The sequence below is a fragment of the Pseudomonas sp. AFG_SD02_1510_Pfu_092 genome (genome assembly GCF_003331055.1).
In the GTDB taxonomy this organism is placed as follows: domain Bacteria; phylum Pseudomonadota; class Gammaproteobacteria; order Pseudomonadales; family Pseudomonadaceae; genus Aquipseudomonas.
Map to the genome: position 1 here is coordinate 184,098 of NZ_PUQD01000001.1, position 18,911 is coordinate 203,008.

20 protein-coding genes are annotated in these 18,911 nt (G+C 63.5%); 11 read left to right on the top strand and 9 right to left on the bottom strand.

Annotation, left to right across the window (positions count from 1 at the left end; all coding sequences use genetic code 11):
• The first annotated feature begins 357 nt into the window (after positions 1–357).
• The 4 genes from coxB to C6A77_RS00935 are packed head-to-tail and all read left to right on the top strand — an operon-like array spanning position 358 to position 4,599.
• Positions 358–1,485 carry a cytochrome c oxidase subunit II gene (gene coxB, locus C6A77_RS00920; RefSeq protein WP_114167629.1) on the top strand — a complete coding sequence of 376 codons (1,128 nt, stop codon included), beginning with the start codon at positions 358–360 and terminating at the stop codon, positions 1,483–1,485.
• 43 nt (positions 1,486–1,528) lie between these two features.
• Positions 1,529–3,118 carry a cytochrome c oxidase subunit I gene (gene ctaD, locus C6A77_RS00925; RefSeq protein WP_114167630.1) on the top strand — a complete coding sequence of 530 codons (1,590 nt, stop codon included), beginning with the start codon at positions 1,529–1,531 and terminating at the stop codon, positions 3,116–3,118.
• Positions 3,119–3,128: 10 nt separating this feature from the next.
• Complete coding sequence (locus tag C6A77_RS00930; RefSeq protein WP_087501036.1) at positions 3,129–3,695, top strand: cytochrome c oxidase assembly protein; 567 nt, start codon at positions 3,129–3,131, stop codon at positions 3,693–3,695.
• A 16-nt stretch (positions 3,696–3,711) separates the two neighbouring features.
• A complete protein-coding gene (locus C6A77_RS00935; protein WP_114167631.1) occupies positions 3,712–4,599 on the top strand; it encodes a cytochrome c oxidase subunit 3 in 888 nt (295 codons plus the stop codon).
• Between the two features lie 99 nt (positions 4,600–4,698).
• Here C6A77_RS00935 and C6A77_RS00940 read toward each other — a convergent pair whose 3' ends face one another.
• Positions 4,699–4,902 (bottom strand): twin transmembrane helix small protein, encoded by a 204-nt coding sequence (locus C6A77_RS00940; protein WP_003258925.1) that lies wholly within the window; start codon positions 4,900–4,902, stop codon positions 4,699–4,701.
• Between the two features lie 63 nt (positions 4,903–4,965).
• On the opposite strand from C6A77_RS00940, the gene C6A77_RS00945 reads away from it, so the two are divergent.
• From C6A77_RS00945 to C6A77_RS00965, 5 genes are read left to right on the top strand one after another with little or no spacing between them, the layout of a single operon-like run.
• Positions 4,966–5,703 (top strand): SURF1 family protein, encoded by a 738-nt coding sequence (locus tag C6A77_RS00945; protein WP_114167632.1) that lies wholly within the window; start codon positions 4,966–4,968, stop codon positions 5,701–5,703.
• Positions 5,672–6,253, top strand: coding sequence for a hypothetical protein (locus tag C6A77_RS00950; protein WP_114167633.1), 582 nt, complete (start codon positions 5,672–5,674; stop codon positions 6,251–6,253). The genes C6A77_RS00945 and C6A77_RS00950 overlap by 32 nt, the downstream gene beginning before the upstream one ends.
• A gap of 9 nt (positions 6,254–6,262) precedes the next feature.
• A complete protein-coding gene (locus C6A77_RS00955) occupies positions 6,263–7,336 on the top strand; it encodes a COX15/CtaA family protein (protein WP_114167634.1) in 1,074 nt (357 codons plus the stop codon).
• Entirely contained in the window at positions 7,321–8,220 is a 900-nt protein-coding gene (cyoE, locus tag C6A77_RS00960; protein ID WP_114167635.1) for a heme o synthase, read from the top strand. The genes C6A77_RS00955 and cyoE overlap by 16 nt, the downstream gene beginning before the upstream one ends.
• Complete coding sequence (locus C6A77_RS00965; RefSeq protein WP_114167636.1) at positions 8,217–8,849, top strand: SCO family protein; 633 nt, start codon at positions 8,217–8,219, stop codon at positions 8,847–8,849. Before cyoE ends, C6A77_RS00965 begins: the two co-directional genes overlap by 4 nt.
• A 119-nt stretch (positions 8,850–8,968) precedes the next feature.
• Here C6A77_RS00965 and C6A77_RS00970 read toward each other — a convergent pair whose 3' ends face one another.
• The 3 genes from C6A77_RS00970 to C6A77_RS00980 form a co-directional block, all read right to left on the bottom strand.
• Positions 8,969–9,739 (bottom strand): MetQ/NlpA family ABC transporter substrate-binding protein, encoded by a 771-nt coding sequence (locus tag C6A77_RS00970; protein WP_114167637.1) that lies wholly within the window; start codon positions 9,737–9,739, stop codon positions 8,969–8,971.
• A 64-nt stretch (positions 9,740–9,803) separates the two neighbouring features.
• A complete protein-coding gene (locus C6A77_RS00975) occupies positions 9,804–10,475 on the bottom strand; it encodes a methionine ABC transporter permease (protein WP_114167638.1) in 672 nt (223 codons plus the stop codon).
• On the bottom strand, positions 10,475–11,482 hold the full coding sequence (locus tag C6A77_RS00980; RefSeq protein ID WP_114167639.1) for a methionine ABC transporter ATP-binding protein: 1,008 nt from the start codon (positions 11,480–11,482) through the stop codon (positions 10,475–10,477). The genes C6A77_RS00975 and C6A77_RS00980 overlap by 1 nt, the downstream gene beginning before the upstream one ends.
• A 223-nt stretch (positions 11,483–11,705) precedes the next feature.
• Here C6A77_RS00980 and katE point away from each other — a divergent pair, with 223 nt between their 5' ends.
• Complete coding sequence (katE, locus tag C6A77_RS00985) at positions 11,706–13,841, top strand: catalase HPII (RefSeq protein WP_114167640.1); 2,136 nt, start codon at positions 11,706–11,708, stop codon at positions 13,839–13,841.
• Positions 13,842–13,956: 115 nt separating this feature from the next.
• On the opposite strand, the gene C6A77_RS00990 is transcribed toward katE, so the two are convergent.
• The 4 genes from C6A77_RS00990 to zur all read right to left on the bottom strand — a co-directional run bounded on the left by C6A77_RS00990 (position 13,957) and on the right by zur (position 16,825).
• Complete coding sequence (locus C6A77_RS00990; RefSeq protein WP_114167641.1) at positions 13,957–14,664, bottom strand: PA5502 family lipoprotein; 708 nt, start codon at positions 14,662–14,664, stop codon at positions 13,957–13,959.
• 127 nt (positions 14,665–14,791) lie between these two features.
• On the bottom strand, positions 14,792–15,574 hold the full coding sequence (gene znuB / locus C6A77_RS00995; protein WP_114167642.1) for a zinc ABC transporter permease subunit ZnuB: 783 nt from the start codon (positions 15,572–15,574) through the stop codon (positions 14,792–14,794).
• The gene (znuC, locus tag C6A77_RS01000) at positions 15,567–16,343 is read right to left on the bottom strand and encodes a zinc ABC transporter ATP-binding protein ZnuC (RefSeq protein WP_114167681.1); all 777 of its coding nucleotides are present in this window, start codon (positions 16,341–16,343) and stop codon (positions 15,567–15,569) included. The genes znuB and znuC overlap by 8 nt, the downstream gene beginning before the upstream one ends.
• Positions 16,340–16,825: a zinc uptake transcriptional repressor Zur gene (gene zur / locus C6A77_RS01005; protein ID WP_114167643.1), complete on the bottom strand. Its 486-nt coding sequence runs from the start codon at positions 16,823–16,825 to the stop codon at positions 16,340–16,342. The genes znuC and zur overlap by 4 nt, the downstream gene beginning before the upstream one ends.
• A gap of 18 nt (positions 16,826–16,843) precedes the next feature.
• Between zur and C6A77_RS01010 the strand changes: the two genes are divergently transcribed.
• On the top strand, positions 16,844–17,800 hold the full coding sequence (locus C6A77_RS01010) for a zinc ABC transporter substrate-binding protein (protein WP_114167644.1): 957 nt from the start codon (positions 16,844–16,846) through the stop codon (positions 17,798–17,800).
• Between the two features lie 111 nt (positions 17,801–17,911).
• Here the strand turns inward: C6A77_RS01010 and C6A77_RS01015 are convergent, their stop codons facing one another.
• A complete protein-coding gene (locus tag C6A77_RS01015) occupies positions 17,912–18,862 on the bottom strand; it encodes a homoserine kinase (RefSeq protein ID WP_114167645.1) in 951 nt (316 codons plus the stop codon).
• Positions 18,863–18,911: the final 49 nt, after the last annotated feature.

Below are 18,911 nucleotides of genomic sequence, written 5' to 3' on the forward strand. Positions count from 1 at the left end.
GACATTACGTTTCAAACGGAAGACACTAAATTAGCTCGGTATACAGAATACCTAAGACGTATTTGTTATAAGTCGCGCAAACGTGTGCAGGCTCGGGCATATCGAAATGACATTATTATGCCATTCCCTGTCAAACACGCGGGTTTCAACGCTTTCAGCCAATTCATTCAGTTCATTTCACGGCCTTCGTTGCGTGCCGTTGGTCGCTGGCTATACTCCCGGTGAACGTGATTCGCTGATGAGGCCCGACTGCTTTTAGCAGGGGCTCGGTCGTCGAAGCCAGGCAGTCTTGACCGCCGTTCCCTCTTGCCGCAGGCCACGCCTCCGGGACTACAAGAACGAGAAGGGGAACCCGCAATGATGCGACATCCACATGTCTGGATGGGCCTCCTGTTGTGGTCGGTTTTTGGTCAGGCCAACGCCGCCTGGACCGTGAACATGCACCCGGGGGCGACGGAAGTCTCCAACGCCGTCTTCGACCTGCACATGACCATCTTCTGGATCTGCGTGATCATCGGCGTCGTCGTGTTTGCTGCGATGTTCTGGTCGATGGTGATCCACCGCCGCTCCACCGGCCAACAGGCTGCGCATTTCCACGAACATACCTGGGTGGAAATCCTCTGGACGGTGGTGCCCTTCCTGATTCTGGTGGCGATGGCCATCCCGGCCACCAAGACCCTGATCGACATCTACGATGCCAGCGAGTCGGACATCGACATCCAGGTGACCGGTTACCAGTGGAAATGGCATTACAAATACCTGGGCCAGGATGTGGAGTTCTTCAGCAACCTGGCCACCCCCGCCGACCAGATCCACAACAAGGCACCCAAGGACGAGCACTACCTGCTCGAAGTCGATCAGCCGCTGGTGCTGCCGGTTGGCGCCAAGGTGCGCTTCCTGGTCACCGCCGCCGACGTCATCCACTCCTGGTGGGTGCCGGCGTTCGCGGTCAAGCGTGACGCCATCCCCGGCTTCGTCAACGAAGCCTGGACCCGTATCGACAAGCCCGGCATCTACCGCGGCCAGTGCACCGAATTGTGCGGCAAGGACCACGGCTTCATGCCGGTGGTGGTCGAGGTCAAGTCGAAGGCCGATTACGACACCTGGCTCGGCGAACGCAAGGCGGAAGCGGCCAAGCTCAAGGAGCTGACCAGCAAGGAATGGACCCTGGAAGAGCTGGTGGCGCGTGGCGACAAGGTCTACCACACCACCTGCGTCGCCTGTCACCAGGCCGAGGGCCAAGGGCTGCCACCGATGTTCCCGGCGCTCAAGGGCTCGAAGATTGCCACCGGGCCCAAGGAAGCCCACCTGGGCATCGTCTTCCACGGCAAGCCCGGCACAGCCATGGCCGCGTTCGGCAAGCAACTTTCGGAAGTGGATATCGCCGCCGTGGTGACCTACGAGCGCAACGCCTGGGGCAACAACAAGGGTGACATGGTCACGCCGAAGGACGTGCTGGCGCTGAAGCAGGCAGAAGCGCAATGAACCGGGTTACTCGCGGCAATCAGCAGATTGCAGGAGACAGGACATGAGTGCAGTGATCGACGACCACGCCCACGGCCATGAGCATGCACACGGGCCGGCCAAGGGCTTGATGCGCTGGGTGCTGACCACCAACCACAAGGACATCGGCACGATGTACCTGTGGTTCAGCTTCATCATGTTCCTGCTCGGCGGCTCGTTCGCCATGGTCATCCGTGCCGAGCTGTTCCAGCCCGGGCTGCAGATCGTCGAGCCGGCGTTCTTCAACCAGATGACCACCATGCACGGCCTGATCATGGTGTTCGGCGCGGTGATGCCGGCCTTCGTCGGCCTGGCCAACTGGATGATCCCGCTGATGATCGGCGCCCCCGACATGGCCCTGCCGCGGATGAACAACTTCAGCTTCTGGCTGCTACCGGCGGCCTTCCTGCTGCTGGTCTCGACCTTGTTCAGCCCGGGTGGCGGGCCGAATTTCGGCTGGACCTTCTACGCCCCGCTGTCCACCACCTACGCCCCGGCCAGCGTCACCTTCTTCATCTTCGCCATCCACCTGATGGGTGTCAGCTCGATCATGGGTGCGATCAACGTGATCGCCACCATCCTCAACCTGCGTGCCCCGGGCATGACCCTGATGAAAATGCCCCTGTTCGTCTGGACCTGGCTGATCACCGCGTTTCTGCTGATCGCGGTAATGCCGGTGCTGGCCGGCGTGGTGACCATGATGCTGATGGACATCCATTTCGGCACCAGCTTCTTCAGTGCCGCCGGTGGCGGTGACCCGGTGCTGTTCCAGCACGTGTTCTGGTTCTTCGGCCACCCCGAGGTGTACATCATGATCCTGCCGGCTTTCGGTGCGGTCAGTTCGATCATCCCGGCGTTCTCGCGCAAGCCGCTGTTCGGCTACACCTCCATGGTCTACGCCACCGGTGCCATCGCCTTCCTGTCCTTCATCGTCTGGGCCCACCACATGTTCGTGGTCGGCATCCCGGTGGTCGGCGAGCTGTTCTTCATGTACGCCACCATGCTGATCGCCGTGCCCACCGGGGTGAAGGTGTTCAACTGGGTCAGCACCATGTGGGAAGGCTCGCTCACCTTCGAGACACCGATGCTGTTCGCCATCGCCTTCGTCATCCTGTTCACCATCGGCGGCTTCAGCGGGTTGATGCTGGCCATTGCGCCGGCCGACTTCCAGTACCACGACACCTATTTCGTGGTCGCGCACTTCCACTATGTGCTGGTGCCGGGGGCCATCTTCGGCATCTTCGCTTCGGCCTACTACTGGTTACCGAAATGGACCGGCCACATGTACGACGAAACCCTCGGCAAGCTGCACTTCTGGCTGTCGTTCGTCGGCATGAACATGGCCTTCTTCCCCATGCACTTCGTGGGGCTGGCTGGCATGCCGCGGCGGATTCCCGACTACAACCTGCAATTCGCCGACTTCAACATGGTCTCGTCGATCGGCGCGTTCATGTTCGGTGCCACGCAGATCTTCTTCCTGTTCATCGTCATCAAGTGTATCCGCGGCGGCGCGCCGGCACCGGCCAAGCCCTGGGATGGCGCCGAGGGCCTGGAATGGTCGATCCCTTCGCCGGCGCCCTACCACACCTTCCAGACCCCACCGGAAGTGAAATAGGGACCCTGCCATGAACGGCCTGTCGCTGAAACGCCTGGTGCTGCGCCTGCTGATGCTGACGGTGGTGATGTTCGCCTTCGGCTTCGCCCTGGTGCCGATCTACGACGTGATGTGCAAGGCCTTCGGTATCAATGGCAAGACTGGCGGGCAGTACGCAGGCAGCCAGGTCAGCGACCCGACGCGGTCGGTGCGGGTGCAGTTCATGTCGACCAACGCCAGCGACATGGTCTGGGACTTCTACTCCACCGCCGACCAGCTGGAGGTCAACCCGGGGGCAGTCAACCAGATGATCTTCATTGCCCACAACCCGACCGACCGGCCGATGAGCGCGCAAGCCATCCCCAGCATTACCCCGGCCGAGGCGGCGGCGTATTTCCACAAGACCGAGTGCTTCTGCTTTACCCAGCAGGTGCTGCAGCCCGGCGAACGCATCGAGATGCCGGTGCGCTTCATCGTCGACCGCGACCTGCCGGCCAGCGTGAAGCACCTGACACTGGCTTACACCTTGTTCGACATCACCGCTCGCCACCCGCCGGTCGCACATGTCGCGGCCCAGGGCGTCCAGGGCGCCCGTTGAGGGAAGGAGAACAGCAATGGCAAGTCATGAGCACTACTACGTCCCGGCGCAGAGCAAGTGGCCGATCATCGCCACCATCGGCATGTTCATCACGGTGTTCGGCCTGGGCACGTGGTTCAACGACCTGAAGGCCGGCCACCCGGAGTCGCACGGGCCGCTGATTTTCTTCGTTGGTGCGTTGTTCCTGGCCTACATGCTGTTCGGCTGGTTCGGTGCGGTGGTGCGCGAGAGCCGCGCGGGGCTGTACAGCGCGCAGCTGGATCGCTCGTTCCGCTGGGGCATGAGCTGGTTCATCTTCTCCGAGGTGATGTTCTTCCTGGCGTTCTTCGGTGCGCTGTTCTACGTGCGTGTGCTGGCCGGGCCGTGGCTGGGCGGTGAAGGGGCCAAAGGGGTGGCGCACATGCTGTGGCCGACCTTCGAGTTCACCTGGCCTTTGCTGCACACTCCCGACCCGAAACTGTTCCCGCCGCCCAAGGAAGTGATCGACCCGTGGCACCTGCCGCTGATCAACACCATCTTGCTGGTCAGTTCCAGCGTGACCATTACCCTCGCCCACCATGCCCTGCGCCGTGATCACCGTGGTCCGCTGAAGCTGTGGATGGCCGTGACCATTGCCCTTGGCATCAGCTTTATCGCGCTGCAGGCGTTCGAGTATCACGAGGCCTACACCAAGCTGGGGCTGACGCTGGGATCGGGGATCTATGGCGCGACGTTCTTCATGCTCACCGGCTTCCACGGTGCGCACGTGACCTTGGGCACGATCATCCTGATCGTGATGTTCGTGCGCATTCTGCGCGGGCATTTCAACCCGGAGAAACACTTCGGCTTCGAGGCGGCCAGCTGGTACTGGCACTTCGTCGATGTGGTGTGGGTGGGGTTGTTCATCTTTGTCTATGTGCTGTGAATAGAGAACCCTGTGGGAGCGGGCGCGCCCGCGAATGCGTCGGTACATTCAACATCGCATTCGCGGGCATGCCCGCTCCCACAGGGTCAGGTGAAAACTTCAGAAAGGGGCGTGAGATACGAGCTGACCACTGATGAAGCCCCAGGCGACCAGGCCGATGGTCAGCGCCGCGAGGGTCACCCGCACGGTCAGCGCTTTCAGCAAACGGGTCGAGTTTTCATCGTCCTTGACCAGAAACACCAGGCCACTGAACAGGCTGGCAATCGTGGCCAACAGCATCAGGACAATCGCGGCCTTGAGCATGGCGCTACTCCGGGGGGATGCGGTGATGTGGATAAGTATAGCGATCGGCCTGGCGAGGCGGCGATGAAGGCGTTTCGCCCGGGCTGGATACCTACCCTGGTGGTGCTTGCGCTGCTGCCGGGGTTGATCGCGCTTGGCTGCTGGCAACTCGGCCGCGCCGCAGAGAAGCGCGTGTTGCTGGCGACCTATGCCGAACGACGGGCCGAGGCGCCACTGGCCACGGTCCAGCTTCTGGCCCACGAAGACAATGCCTTCCGCCGCGTGCACCTCTATGGCCGCTTCGATGCCGCGCACAGCCTGCTGCTGGACAACCGCATGCGCGATGGCCGGGCCGGTGTCGAGCTGCTGCAACCCTTCCATGACCAGGCCAGCGGCCTGTGGCTGCTGGTCAACCGTGGCTGGCTGCCTTGGCCGGATCGCCGTGTGCCGGTGCATTTCGACACCCCGGCCCAGGCGTTGGCGCTGGACGCTTCGGTCTATGTCGCGCCCGGCAACACATTCCAGCTGCATCCCGACCCTGCCGGCGGCGAATGGCCGCAGCTGCTCACTGCCGTGGATACCGTACGCCTCTGGCAACGGCTCGAGCGCGAAGGCTTCGCCCAGGAGCTGCGCCTGGAACCCGGCCCGGCAGCCTATCGCCTGGACTGGCCAATCGTCGCCATGGGCCCGGAAAAACACCTGGGGTACGCCGTGCAGTGGTTTGCCCTGGCCAGCGCTTTGGTACTGCTCTACCTCTATTTCGGTTGGCACCAAAACAAGGAGAAACGCCATGGCCACCGCCACTCCACTGGAAGTGCCTGAACACAGCAAACCCAGGGTTCGCGGGCGTTTGCAGCTGCTCTTGATCCTGCTGGTAGTGCTTGGGCCGATGATCCTCGCCACCAGCATGTACAAGCTCAAGTTCTGGGTGCCGGAAGGCCGCAGCTACCACGGCATGATGATCGGCAACGGCGAGAGCCGGGCCGACCTTGGCGTGGCCGGCCAGGATCAGCGCTGGCAGCTGTTGGTCAGCGCACCCCAGGCCTGTGCCGAGGATTGCCAGCGGCTGGTGTACCTGGCCCGGCAGATTCAGGTTGGCCTGGGGCGCGATGCCAGCCGTGCCAGCCACGCGCTGGCGGCCGCGCAACCGCTGAGTGCCGACTACCAGGTGCTGCTCGGCCGTGAATATCCGCAGCTGCAGCGGTACCCGCTGGATACGCAACGCTACCTGGAAAAGGTTGGCGAGGCCGGCCCGCAGCTATGGATCGTCGACCCGCACGGCAACCTGGTGCTGCGCTACGACGCCAAGGTCAACGGCAAGCATGTGCTGGACGACCTGCGCCACCTGCTCAAGCTGTCCAACATCGGCTAGGAGCCTGCCATGGCCAGACCCGGATTCCGCCTTGCTGTGTTCGCCACCCTGTTGGCATTGCTGGTCGTCCTGCTCGGTGCCTATACCCGCCTGACCCACGCCGGCCTGGGTTGCCCCGACTGGCCTGGCTGTTACGGCTTCATCAGCGTGCCCAAGAGCGAAGCACAGCTGGCCCATGCCGAGCTGCATTTCCCCGAACACCCGGTAGAAGCCGCCAAAGGCTGGGCCGAGATGGTCCACCGCTATTTCGCCGGGAGCCTGGCCGTGGTGATTGCCCTGCTCGCCCTGCAGGCCGTGCGCCGGCATGCCCGCGATGGCCAACCGTATCGCCTGCCGGTGCTGCTGCTGGGCGTGGTACTGGCCCAGGCCGCGTTCGGCATGTGGACCGTCACGCTTCAACTCTGGCCGCAGGTGGTCACTGCGCACCTGCTGGGCGGCTTCACCACGGTGAGCCTGCTGTTCCTGTTGTCCCTGCGTCTGTCCCGCGCCTTTGCGCCCTTGCCGAAATTGCCGCTGAGCCTGCGCCGGATCGCCGCGCTGGCCCTGCTGGTGGTGGTCGGCCAGATCGCCCTGGGTGGTTGGGTCAGCGCCAATTACGCCGCCGTGGCCTGCATCGACCTGCCAACCTGCCACGGCGAGTGGTGGCCGGCAGCGGACTTCAGCAACGGTTTTCATCTGACCCAGCACGTCGGCCCGAACTACCTGGGCGGCCAGCTCGACAGCGATGCGCGCACGGCCATTCATATCAGCCATCGGCTGGGCGCGCTGGCGGTGACACTGGTGCTGTTGCTGCTCAGCTGGAAGCTGCACCGCAACCGCCTCGATGGCCTGGCGCGGCTGGTACTGTTGGCGCTGGCTGTGCAAGTAAGCCTGGGGCTGGCCAACGTGCTGTTGCATCTGCCGTTGGCCGTGGCGGTGGCACACAATGCCGGCGGTGCTCTGTTGTTGCTGACCATGGTTTTCCTGAACTACCGCATTCGGGTGGCTGACCAAATTCATATCAGCCAAGGCTGGCGCCTGACGCCGATGGCCGGCGCGGGCGTCGCCCCACACCCGAGGAATGCACTGTGGCGACGCTTCTGAAAGCACAGGGACAGCGTGCCGGCTGGCGCGACTACCTGGAACTGACCAAGCCCAAAGTGGTGGTGCTGATGTTGATCACCTCGCTGGTGGGCATGTTGCTGGCCTCGCGCGCGGGGGTGGCGTGGCAGGTGCTGGTGTTCGGCAACCTGGGCATCGGCCTGTGTGCCGGCGGGGCGGCGGTGGTCAACCACGTGGTCGATCGTCGTATCGATGCGCTGATGGCTCGCACCCACAAGCGCCCACTCGCTCAGGGCCGTGTCGAACCGCTGCCGGCCTTGCTGTTCGCCCTCGGCCTGGCGCTGTCGGGCATGGCGGTGCTGCTGCTATTCACCAACGCCCTCACCGCCTGGCTGACCCTCGCCTCGCTGATCGGTTACGCCGTGATCTATACCGGCTTTCTCAAGCGTGCCACGCCGCAGAACATTGTCATCGGCGGCCTGGCCGGGGCTGCCCCGCCGCTGCTTGGCTGGGTAGCGGTCACCGGGCACATCAGCGCCGAACCCTTGTTGCTGGTGCTGATCATCTTCGCCTGGACCCCGCCGCACTTCTGGGCCTTGGCCATTCACCGCAAAGCCGAATATGCCAAGGCCGACATCCCGATGCTGCCGGTCACCCACGGCGAGCGCTACACCAAGCTGCACATCCTGCTCTACACGCTGATATTGCTGGCGATCACCCTGCTGCCCTATGTCATCCACATGAGTGGCCTGCTGTACCTGGCTTGTGCCGTCGTGCTGGGCCTGCGCTTCCTGCAATGGGCCTGGGTGTTGTACCGTGGCAGCCGGCCGCACGCGGCGATCGGTACCTTCAAGTACTCTATCGGCTACCTGTTCGCGCTGTTCATCGCGTTGCTCCTCGACCACTACCTGCTGCCGAGCTTATGACCCGAACCCAGAAAACCGTCTTCATCCTCGTTGCCCTGGTCGCCTTGATCCTGGGCCTGACCGTCAACAAGGTGCTCAGTGGCCGCGACCAGCCCAACCCCACCGAGCTGATCGATGCCGGCATCATCCTGTTGCCGCAGAGCCGTACCGTGGCCGATGTGACCATGACCAACCAGGACGGCCAGCCGGTGCAAATGGATGACCTGAAGGGCAAATGGTCGCTGCTGTTCTTTGGCTACACCTATTGCCCGGACATCTGCCCGACCACCCTGGCCCAGCTGCGCCAGGTGAAGAGTGAGCTGCCCAGGGAAGCCCTCGACCGCCTGCAGGTGGTGCTGGTGAGCGTGGACCCGAACCGCGATACGCCGAACCAGCTGAAGCAGTACCTGGGTTATTTCGACAAGGATTTCGTCGGCGTGGCGGGGTCGATCGAAGATACCCAGAAGCTGGCCAATGCCTTGAGCATTCCGTTCATTCCGGCCGATATCAGCAAGCCGGGGTATACCGTGGATCACAGCGGCAACCTGGCGGTTGTGGGGCCGGATGGGCGTCAGCGGGGGTTCATTCGGGCGCCGTTCAATAACCAGAAGCTGGTGGCGCAATTGCCGGGGCTGGTGAAGCGGGACTGAATAGGCCGCAAAAGCTTCGCGGGTAAACCCGCTCCCACAGAGATATCACAAGGCCTGAGGCTAGCGATGTATCTGTGGGAGCGGGTTTACCCGCGAAGAATCCAGCGCGATAGGTTTACTTAAAACGCCGGAACCACAGCGCCTTTGTACTTCTCGTTGATGAACTGCTTCACCTCAGGCGAGTGCAGTGCTGCGGCCAGTTTCTTCATCGCATCCGCATCCTTGTTGTCCGGGCGGGCAACCAGAATGTTCACGTACGGCGAGTCGCTGCCTTCGATGGCCAGGGCGTCTTTTTCCGGGTTCAGCTTGGCTTCCAGCGCGTAGTTGGTGTTGATCAGGGCCGCATCGACCTGGGTCAGCACGCGCGGGATGGTGGCCGCTTCCAGCTCACGGAATTTCAGGCTTTTCGGGTTCTCGGCAACATCCTTCACGGTGGACAGGATGTTCTTGTTGTCCTTCAGCTTGATCACACCGGCCTTGTCCAGCAGCAGCAAGGCGCGGCCGCCGTTGGTGGCGTCGTTGGGGATGACCACGGTGGCGCCGGAGGACAGCTCGTCCAGCTTCTTGATCTTGGTCGAGTACACGCCCAATGGCTCGATGTGCACGCCGGTGACGCTCACCAGCTGGGTGCCCTTGGCCTTGTTGAACTCATCCAGGTAAGGCTGGTGCTGGAAGAAGTTGGCGTCCAGGCGCTTTTCCGCCACCTGTACGTTCGGCTGGATGTAGTCGGTGAATTCCTTGACCTTCAGCTCCACGCCCTGTTTCGCCAGTGCAGGTTTGACGAAGTTGAGGATCTCGGCGTGTGGCACCGGGGTGGCAGCGACAGTCAAGGATTCGGCGTGGGCCGAGAAGGCCGCGACAGCGGCGACAACAGCAAGCAGCTTCTTCATTGATCACTCCTTGTGAGGGCCGCGACGGCCCCCGAACGGGTCGGCCAGGCCGACCCCATTGGGGTTACTTACGGGAAAAATGCACGACCAGTTTGTCGCCCACGCTCTGCAGGACTTGAACCAGTACCAGCAACAGCACCACGGTGACCACCATCACATCGGTCTGGAAACGCTGGTAGCCGAAGCGGATGGCCAGGTCGCCAAGGCCGCCGGCGCCGACCACACCGGCCATTGCAGTGTACGAGACCAGGGTGATGGCGGTGACGGTGATGGCCGCGAAGATGCCTGGGCGGGCTTCCGGCAGCAATGCGCTGGTGATGATCTGGCGCGTGGTTGCGCCCATCGACTGGGTGGCTTCGATGATGCCGCGGTCCACTTCACGCAGGGCGGTTTCCACCAGGCGCGCGAAGAACGGCGTGGCACCCACCACCAATGGCGGAATGGCCCCGGCGACGCCCAGCGAGGTGCCGGTGATAAGCACGGTGAACGGGATCATCACGATCAGCAGGATGATGAACGGCAGCGAGCGCAGGATGTTGACCACCAGCGACAGCAGCGCGTACACGCCTTTCTGCTCGAACATCTGCTTCGGCCCGCAAAGGAATAGCAGCACGCCCAGCGGCAGGCCCAGCAGCACGGTGAAGAACAACGAGCCGAACAGCATGATCATGGTATCGACGCTGGCCAGCCAGATTTCGGCCCAGTCGACGTTGGCGAAGAAATTCAGGGCGTCCATCAACGCAGTACCTCCATATGTACGTCAGCTGCCTTGAAGCGGGTGAACGCCGCTTCCATGTCACCGCCGATCAGGGCGAGGGTGAGCTGGCCATACGGAACATCCTTGATGCGGTCGATACGCCCGGCGAGGATGCTGTAGTCCACACCGGTTTCGCGGGCCACGGTGCCCAGCAGCGGCGCATAGGTAGCGTCGCCCTGGAAGGTCAGGCGCACAATGCGCCCTGGCACGTGGGCGAAGTCGTCGCGCTGCTCGCCTTCGTCGACCTGCTCGTCTTCCTGGACGAAGCGCTTGGTGGTGGGGTGCTGCGGGTGCAGGAACACCTCGGCCACCGAGCCCTGCTCGACGATCCGGCCCGCGTCCATCACCGCCACGCGGTCGCAGACCCGGCGGATCACGTCCATTTCGTGGGTGATCAGCACGATGGTCAGCTTCAGCTCACGGTTGATCTCGGCCAGCAATTGCAGGACCGAGGCCGTGGTCTGCGGGTCGAGCGCGCTGGTGGCCTCGTCGCACAGCAGGATTTTCGGGTTGGTGGACAGGGCGCGGGCAATGCCGACGCGCTGCTTCTGGCCGCCGGACAATTGCGCCGGGTACTTGCGGGCATGGTCGGACAGGCCCACGCGGGCCAGCAGCTCGGTGACGCGCTTGTCGATTTCGCTGCGCGACAGCTCGCCGGCCAGGGTCAGCGGCAGGGCGACGTTGTCGGCGACGGTCTTGGAGGCCAGCAGGTTGAAATGCTGGAAAATCATCCCGACCTGCTGGCGGAAGCCGCGCAGCTGGCTGGCGTTGAACGCGGTGACGTCTTCACCATCGACGATGATCGTGCCGCCGGAAGGCTCTTCGAGGCGGTTGATCAGGCGCAGCATGGTGCTCTTGCCGGCGCCGGAATGGCCGATCAGGCCGAACACCTGGCCATCTTCGATGGTCAGGCTGGTCGGATTCAGTGCGGGGATTTCCCTACCGGCAACGCGGTAGGTTTTATGTACCTGTTGGAACTCGATCACGTAGCGAACCTTGTGGGGCGCATGGAATTTGGGTCAGCGGTTAGCTGGGGTCGCGTATTTTAGCCTTTTCCCTTAGCTGTTCTTAGCATTTATTTCGTATTGCACCAATCCATCGGGCATATCGCGACAACCGGTAAAGTGAATTGAACGCAACGAAGCCGCCTCCGGTCACTACTTGAACATGCCCCCAAGGGCAGCCTGAAGACTGATGAGGAGAGCCCCGATGCCCAGCAAGAAGCCGGATTCGCCAAAGCAGAGCCAGCTCGCCGGTACCGACACGCCTGATCGGGCGAATACCAACGCCAAGATTCAAAGCCTGGAAAGCGTACGCAGCGATGCCACCGGCCAGGCATTGCGCACCAACCAGGGCGTACGCATCGCCGATAATCAGAACACCTTGAAGGCGGGCGATCGGGGCCCCTCGCTGCTCGAAGACTTCATCATGCGCGAGAAGATCACCCACTTCGACCACGAGCGTATTCCCGAGCGCATCGTGCATGCCCGGGGCACGGGCGCGCATGGCTACTTCCAGAGCTACGGCAACCACGCCGAGCTGACCAAGGCCGGCTTCCTGCAGGACCCGGAGAAGATCACCCCGGTGTTCGTGCGCTTTTCTACTGTTCAGGGCCCCCGGGGTTCGGCGGATACCGTGCGCGACGTTCGCGGCTTCGCGGTCAAGTTCTATACCGATGAAGGCAACTTCGACCTGGTCGGCAACAACATGCCGGTGTTCTTCATCCAGGATGCGATCAAGTTTCCCGATTTCGTTCATGCCGTGAAGCCCGAGCCGCACAACGAGATTCCGACTGGCGCTTCGGCCCATGACACCTTCTGGGATTTCGTCTCGCTGGTACCGGAGTCGGCGCACATGGTCATGTGGGCGATGTCGGACCGCGCCATCCCGCGCAGCCTGCGCATGATGGAAGGCTTCGGCGTGCACACCTTCCGCCTGATCAACGCCCAGGGTGTGGCCAGTTTCGTCAAGTTCCACTGGAAGCCGCGCCAGGGCGTGCATTCCCTGCTGTGGGACGAAGCGCAGAAGCTGGCCGGCAAGGACACCGACTTCCAGCGTCGCGACTTGTGGGAAGCCATCGAGACGGGTGATTACCCGGAATGGGAACTGGGCGTGCAGATCGTGCCGGAAGCCGACGAGCACAAGTTCGACTTCGACCTGCTGGACCCGACCAAGATCATCCCGGAAGAACTGGTGCCGGTCACGCCGCTGGGCAAGATGGTGCTCAACCGCAACCCGGACAACTTCTTTGCCGAAGTGGAACAGGTGGCGTTCTGCCCAGGCCATATCGTGCCGGGTATCGACTTCAGCAACGACCCGCTGCTGCAGGGCCGGCTGTTCTCGTATACCGATACCCAGCTAAGTCGCCTGGGTGGGCCGAACTTCCACCAGATCCCGATCAACCGGCCGGTGGCGCCGAACCATAACAACCAGCGCGACGCCCTGCACCAGCACCTGGTGCATAAAGGCCGCGCTTCCTACGAGCCCAACTCGATCGATGGCGGCTGGCCGAAAGAAACCCCGCCTGCCGCGCAGGACGGCGGTTTCGAGAGTTACCAGGAGCGCATCGACGCGCACAAGATTCGCCAGCGCAGCGAGTCGTTCGGTGACCACTTCTCGCAGGCGCGGCTGTTCTTCCAGAGCATGAGCCCGACCGAGCAACAGCACATCATCAAGGCTTACAGCTTCGAGCTGGGCAAGGTGGAACGGGAGGCGATTCGGGTGCGGGAAGTGAACGAGATTCTCGCCAACATCGACCTCAAGCTGGCCGCTGCGGTGGCTACCAACCTGGGCTTGCCTGCGCCTACGGCGGGCACCGTGCAGGTCAAAGGCAGCCAGTTGCAGCAATCGCCCGCCCTGAGCCAGATGAATCACCCAGGCGTGGTAGGCATCAAGGGGCGCAAGATCGCTGTGCTGGTGGCGGACGGCGTGGAAGCGGCGAGCGTAGACAAGCTGGTCAAGGCACTCGAGGCGCACAGTGCCCGGCCGCTGCTGCTGGGGCCGACCTCGGCGCCGGTGAAAGCGGCGGATGGCACGCAGTTGCCGGTGGCAGCTTCGATGGAGGGTATGCCTTCGATCATGTTCGACGGGATCGTCGTGCCGGCTGGCAAGGCTGCGACCGATGCGCTTGCGGCCAGCGGCTTGGCCAAGCACTTCTTGCTGGAGGGCTACAAGCACCTCAAGGCGCTGGTGTTGACTCAGGAACTATTGGGCACGCTGGGGCTGAAGGAAGACAAAGGATTGCTGCTGGGTGATGACCAACAGGCGGTAGATGCCTTTGTCAAAGCGGTCGAGGGGCATCGGGTTTGGGAGCGGGAGGCTGCTGCGGAATCTGTTCCCGCCTGACAGGGCCGCTTCGCGGGTAAACCCGCTCCCACAGAGGGCAGCGATAACGCGGCCATTGTGGGAGCGGGCGCGCCCGCTCCCAGAGGTACTGCGCAGGGTTTAGCCTCGAAGCTTTTTACTGCTGGTGCGGTACTAATACCACCTGCGCCGGAAGCGAACGCTGAATTTCATGCTTCTGCTTCAGCTCAAACCCGCTGTCGATCTTGCGCACGCGCTTTTCCAGCAGGCTCTTCAGCCAGGGTGCATCCTCGGTGCGCGGCACCTGGAACACCACTTCACACTGGTAACTCACCACATCGGCGGCAATGTCATCCAGCTGGCGGCGCATGGCGCGGCTGTCAGTGGTTTTCAAGGCCACCACAGTGCTCGGCGCGGCCGGGTCGATGATGCGCGCCTTCGGCTTGGCTTCGGCGGCTTTCAAGGCTGCTTCGGCCTTTTCCAGTTCGGCCTTGCGCGCCTGGGTCACGGCATCGCCACCGGTAACCGCCGGGGCCTGCGGCATCAGCGCGCGGGCACGGGCCAGGGCGGTGGCCGCCGCGTTCACATCACCCTTTTGCAGGTAGATCTGGCTGCGCTGCAGGTAGGCTTCGGCGAGCTGGCGCTGGAATTGCTCCAGGCGTGCGTCATCGGGCGCCTGCGCCTGCAGGGTCGCCAGCTGGTCTTCGGCGGTGGCCAGCTCGTTGCTGGCGATGTTCTGTTGCAACTGCTGCCAGGCATCGGCTTGGGCAGGTGCGGCCGCCTGTTCGACCGGCGCGCTGGAACAGCCAGCCAGGAACAGGGAAAACACGGCAACAAGCAGACAACGGGAGGCGAACGGCTTCATTCCTGCGACTCTCTATTTGCGCAAAAAGCGAGCAAGTCTACACCCAGGTGCGCACGCTCGAAAACAAGTCTTACAGACCCTTTACGTGCGAAAAGGTTGCAGGGCGCGCCTTCGCACGCCCGGTTTTTCAGCGTTTCGGCAGGGCCAGGCTCAGCAAGAATAGCACCGCCGCGCATACCACGATCGACGGGCCGGCCGGGGTGTCCTTGAACCAGGACAGGGCCAGGCCGCCGCAAACCGCGGTCACGCCGAGCAGGCTGGCGCCCACGGCCATCTGCTCGGGCGAGCGGGCGTGACGCTGCGCCGCAGCAGCAGGAATGATCAACAGCGAGGTGATCAGCAGGACTCCCACGATCTTCATGGCCACGGCAATCACCACCGCGATCAGCAGCATCAGCGCCAGGCGCAAGCCCGCCACCGGCAGGCCTTCGACCATCGCCAGCTCTTCGTGCACGGTCACTGCCAGCAACGGCCGCCACAGCGCAGCGAGCAATAGCAGGACCAGCGCGCTGCCGCCGAGGATCCACGCGAGATCGGTGGTGCTGATGGCCAGCAGGTCACCGAACAGGTAGGCCATCAGGTCGATGCGCACATCGTGCATGAAGCTCAGCACCACCAGGCCCAGGGACAAGGTACTGGGCGCGAGGATGCCCAGCAGTGTGTCCGAGGCCAGCGCCTGGCGTTGCTGCAGGGTCACCAGCAGCAGCGCCAGCAGCAGGCAGCCCACGGTTACCGCCAGCGTCGGGCTGACGTCCAGAGCAAAGCCCAGGGCCACGCCGAGCAGGGCGGCGTGAGACAGGGTGTCGCCAAAATAGGCCATGCGCCGCCACACCACGAAGGAGCCCAGCGGGCCGGCCACCAGCGCCAGGGACAAACCGGCAAGCAGGGCGTAGAGAAGAAAATCAGCCATGCTTGCAGTGCGCTCCGTGAACATGGGGGCCAGGGGTTACCACCGAGCCGTGCAGGTCGTGGCTGTGGTCGTGATGGTGATGGTAGACAGCCAGGCTGGGTGCGGCGGCCTGGCCGAACAGCTCGACGAACGCCGGGTCGCCGCTGACTTGCTCGGGATGGCCGGAGCAGCATACATGGCGGTTCAGGCACACCACCTGGTCGGTGGCGCTCATGACCAGGTGCAGGTCGTGGGAAACCATCAGCACGCCGCAGCCGTGGCGGTCGCGCAGGCGGGTAATGAGGTTGTACAGCTCGCTCTGGCCGACCACATCGACGCCCTGCACCGGCTCGTCGAGCACCAGCAACTGGGGTTCGCGCAGCAGGGCGCGGGCCAGCAGCACGCGCTGCATTTCACCGCCGGAAATGGTCTGGATCGGGCTGTCGATGACCTGCTCGGCGCCCACTTCCTGCAGCGCTGACAGGGCTGCCGCGCGGTCTACGCCCGGCACCAGGCGCAAGAAGCGCAGCACCGACAGCGGCAGCGTGGCATCGACCTGAATTTTTTGCGGCATGTAACCAATACGCAGTTTCGGTTTGCGCCAGACCTTGCCGCGGTGCGGCTTGAGCAGGCCGAGCACGGCGCGCACCAAAGTGGTCTTGCCTGCCCCGTTCGGGCCGATCAGGGTGACGATCTGGCCGGGTGCTACCGACAGGTCGATGCTGTCCAGCACCGCCTCGCCGCCAAAGCTGACACCGACCTGCTCCAGGCGGATCAGTGCATCGCTCATGCTGCGCCCCGGCAGTTGCCGCACAGCCCGACCACTTCCACGGTCTGCGTTTCGACCGTGAAACCGACGTTTCTGGCGCTGCTGATGATGGCTTCGCTGATGCTGTCCTGCTCCAGCTCGACCGCCACGTGGCAGGCGCGGCAGATCAGGAACTGGCCCTGATGCACATGCTCCGGGTGGCTGCAGCCGATGAAAGCATTGAGCGAGGCGATGCGGTGCACCAGGCCGTTTTCCAGCAGGAAATCCAGCGCGCGATACACCGTGGGCGGCGCGGCGCGGCGGCCGTCCTGCTCGCTGAGCACGGCGAGGATGTCGTAGGCACCCAACGGCTTGTGGCTTTGCCAGACCAGCTCCAGCACACGGCGGCGCAGCGCAGTCAGGCGCAGGCCCTGGCGGGTGCACAAGGCGTCGGCTTCGGCCAGTGCGCTGTGTACGCAATGGGAGTGATCGTGAGGACGGTTAGCCAGCGGCGTGATGGACATGGGCAGCGACGGTTCTGGATGGAGACGTTATTATGTTACCTGTTTCTCACGACCCGAGTATTCACCGTGTCCCGATTCCTAGCCCTTTTTGTCGCTTTCATCGCATGTTCCGCTCAGGCCGATGTACGGGTGCTGACCAGTATCAAACCCTTGCAGCAGATTGCCGCCGCCGTGCAGGACGGTGTCGGCAGCCCGGAGGTATTGCTGCCGCCGGGGGCTTCGCCGCACCACTACGCGCTGCGCCCGTCCGACGTACGGCGGGTGGCTGATGCCGACCTGCTGTACTGGATCGGCCCGGACATGGAGGGCTTCCTGCCCCGGGTGCTGGGTAGCCGCAGCAAGGCTACGGTGTCGGTGCAGTCGCTGCCGGGCATGAAGCTGCGCCACTTCGGCGAGGACAGCCATTCCCACGAGGAAGCGGACCACGATGACCATGATCATGACCACCGGCCAGGCAGCCTCGATGCGCATCTGTGGTTATCGTCGGTCAACGCGCGGGTAATTGCAGGCAAAATGGCCGCTGACCTGGCTCAGGTCGACCCGGCCAATGCGGCCCGCTACCAAAGCAACCTGAAAGCTTTCGAGGGCCGCCTGGATGCACTGGACGGGCGGATCAAGGCGCGGGTGGCCGGCATTGCCGGCAAGCCGTATTTCGTGTTCCACGAAGCGTTCGACTATTTCGAGGCCGAGTATGGCCTCAAGCACACTGGGGTGTTCAGTGTCGCAGCCGAGGTGCAGCCGGGGGCGCAGCATGTGGCGGCGATGCGCAAGCGCCTGCAGGAAGTGGGCAAGACCTGCGTGTTCAGCGAACCGCCACTGCGACCGCGCCTGGCCGAGACCCTGACGGCCGGGCTGCCGGTGCGCCTGGCCGAGCTGGATGCGCTGGGCGGTACCGACGCGGTGGATGGCAAGGGCTATGAACGCTTGCTGGAGAAACTGGGTGGCGACCTGGCGGGGTGCCTGGAACAGCTGTAAGCCTGTGCCGGCCTCTTCGCGGGTGAACCCGCTCCCACAAGGACAGCACAAATTTCGAGCCTGTCACCATACCTGTGGGAGCGGGTTTACCCGCGAAGAAGCAGACGCGGTCTACAGGGCGAAAGGCAGGTGCAAAGCCACCTGCTGACGCTGCGCCAGACGCACTTCGAACTCGCTCGGGTCATGGATCATCACATCCATACCGGCAAACGATTCCGCAGCGATCAGGCGCGACAGCCAGAAGCGGACGCAGCCGACCCGCAGCATCTCCGGCCACAGCTCGGCCTCGGCCGCCGTGAAGGGCCGCAATGCCGCATAGGCGGCCAGCAGCGCCTGGGCGCGCGGCACGTCGATCGCGCCGTGCTCGTCCAGGCACCAGTCGTTCACGGTGATGGCGATGTCATACAGCATCGGCCCGGAACAGGCGTTGTAGAAGTCGATCACGCCGGTCAGGTGGGTGCCTTCGAACATCACGTTGTCGCGGAACAGGTCGGCATGCAGGTTGGCGCGTGGCAGCGCTAGGATCTGCGCCTTGTGCGCGCTGATTTCAGCCAGTGCCGGCTGCAGCAGCGCGGCTTGTTCGGCGCTCAGGCGCGGCAGCAGTTCGGCGCCCGAGGCCAGCATCCAGTCCAGGCCACGGTCGGTGCGGCGCTCGATGATGTGCTCGCGGGTGGCCAGGTGAATGTGCGCCAGCAACTCGCCTACCTGGGCGCAGTGCTGAGCGTTGGGTGCCTTGATGTGCTTGCCTGACAGCCTTGGCTGCAGCAGGGCCGGCTTGCCGCACAGTTCGCGCAGGCCGTTGCCGTCGCGGTCGCGGACCGCATAGGGCACCGGCATGTCGGCGGCGTGCAGGGTGTCGAGCAGTTCGATGAAGAACGGCATGTCCTCGCTGGGCCCGCGCTCGATCAGCGTCAGGACGAACTCCCCCTGTTCGAGGCTGACGAAGAAATTGCTGTTCTCGGTGCCGGCGGCGATGCCCTGGAAATCGAGCAGACGACCCAGCTCGTACGGCGCCAGAAAGGTTTCCAGCTCAGGCCGGGTCACGGGGGTGAAGACTGACATGATGAAAGATTGCCCATACGGGCACTTCCGCCGGGAAGTGCCGGGTTGA

Excerpts from the sequence above, each read along its gene's own strand:
- C6A77_RS00930 (WP_087501036.1), top strand. The coding sequence starts at position 3,129 with ATGAACGGCCTGTCGCTGAAACGCCTGGTGCTGCGCCTGCTGATGCTG.
- C6A77_RS00955 (WP_114167634.1), top strand. The coding sequence starts at position 6,263 with ATGGCCAGACCCGGATTCCGCCTTGCTGTGTTCGCCACCCTGTTGGCA.
- C6A77_RS00975 (WP_114167638.1), bottom strand. The coding sequence starts at position 10,475 with ATGGACGCCCTGAATTTCTTCGCCAACGTCGACTGGGCCGAAATCTGG.
- znuB (WP_114167642.1), bottom strand. The coding sequence starts at position 15,574 with ATGGCTGATTTTCTTCTCTACGCCCTGCTTGCCGGTTTGTCCCTGGCG.
- C6A77_RS00950 (WP_114167633.1), top strand. The coding sequence starts at position 5,672 with ATGGCCACCGCCACTCCACTGGAAGTGCCTGAACACAGCAAACCCAGG.
- C6A77_RS00945 (WP_114167632.1), top strand. The coding sequence starts at position 4,966 with ATGAAGGCGTTTCGCCCGGGCTGGATACCTACCCTGGTGGTGCTTGCG.
- C6A77_RS00935 (WP_114167631.1), top strand. The coding sequence starts at position 3,712 with ATGGCAAGTCATGAGCACTACTACGTCCCGGCGCAGAGCAAGTGGCCG.
- coxB (WP_114167629.1), top strand. The coding sequence starts at position 358 with ATGATGCGACATCCACATGTCTGGATGGGCCTCCTGTTGTGGTCGGTT.
- katE (WP_114167640.1), top strand. The coding sequence starts at position 11,706 with ATGCCCAGCAAGAAGCCGGATTCGCCAAAGCAGAGCCAGCTCGCCGGT.
- ctaD (WP_114167630.1), top strand. The coding sequence starts at position 1,529 with ATGAGTGCAGTGATCGACGACCACGCCCACGGCCATGAGCATGCACAC.
- C6A77_RS00990 (WP_114167641.1), bottom strand. The coding sequence starts at position 14,664 with ATGAAGCCGTTCGCCTCCCGTTGTCTGCTTGTTGCCGTGTTTTCCCTG.
- C6A77_RS00970 (WP_114167637.1), bottom strand. The coding sequence starts at position 9,739 with ATGAAGAAGCTGCTTGCTGTTGTCGCCGCTGTCGCGGCCTTCTCGGCC.
- C6A77_RS01010 (WP_114167644.1), top strand. The coding sequence starts at position 16,844 with ATGGAGACGTTATTATGTTACCTGTTTCTCACGACCCGAGTATTCACC.
- C6A77_RS00965 (WP_114167636.1), top strand. The coding sequence starts at position 8,217 with ATGACCCGAACCCAGAAAACCGTCTTCATCCTCGTTGCCCTGGTCGCC.
- C6A77_RS00940 (WP_003258925.1), bottom strand. The coding sequence starts at position 4,902 with ATGCTCAAGGCCGCGATTGTCCTGATGCTGTTGGCCACGATTGCCAGC.
- C6A77_RS01015 (WP_114167645.1), bottom strand. The coding sequence starts at position 18,862 with ATGTCAGTCTTCACCCCCGTGACCCGGCCTGAGCTGGAAACCTTTCTG.
- zur (WP_114167643.1), bottom strand. The coding sequence starts at position 16,825 with ATGTCCATCACGCCGCTGGCTAACCGTCCTCACGATCACTCCCATTGC.
- znuC (WP_114167681.1), bottom strand. The coding sequence starts at position 16,343 with ATGAGCGATGCACTGATCCGCCTGGAGCAGGTCGGTGTCAGCTTTGGC.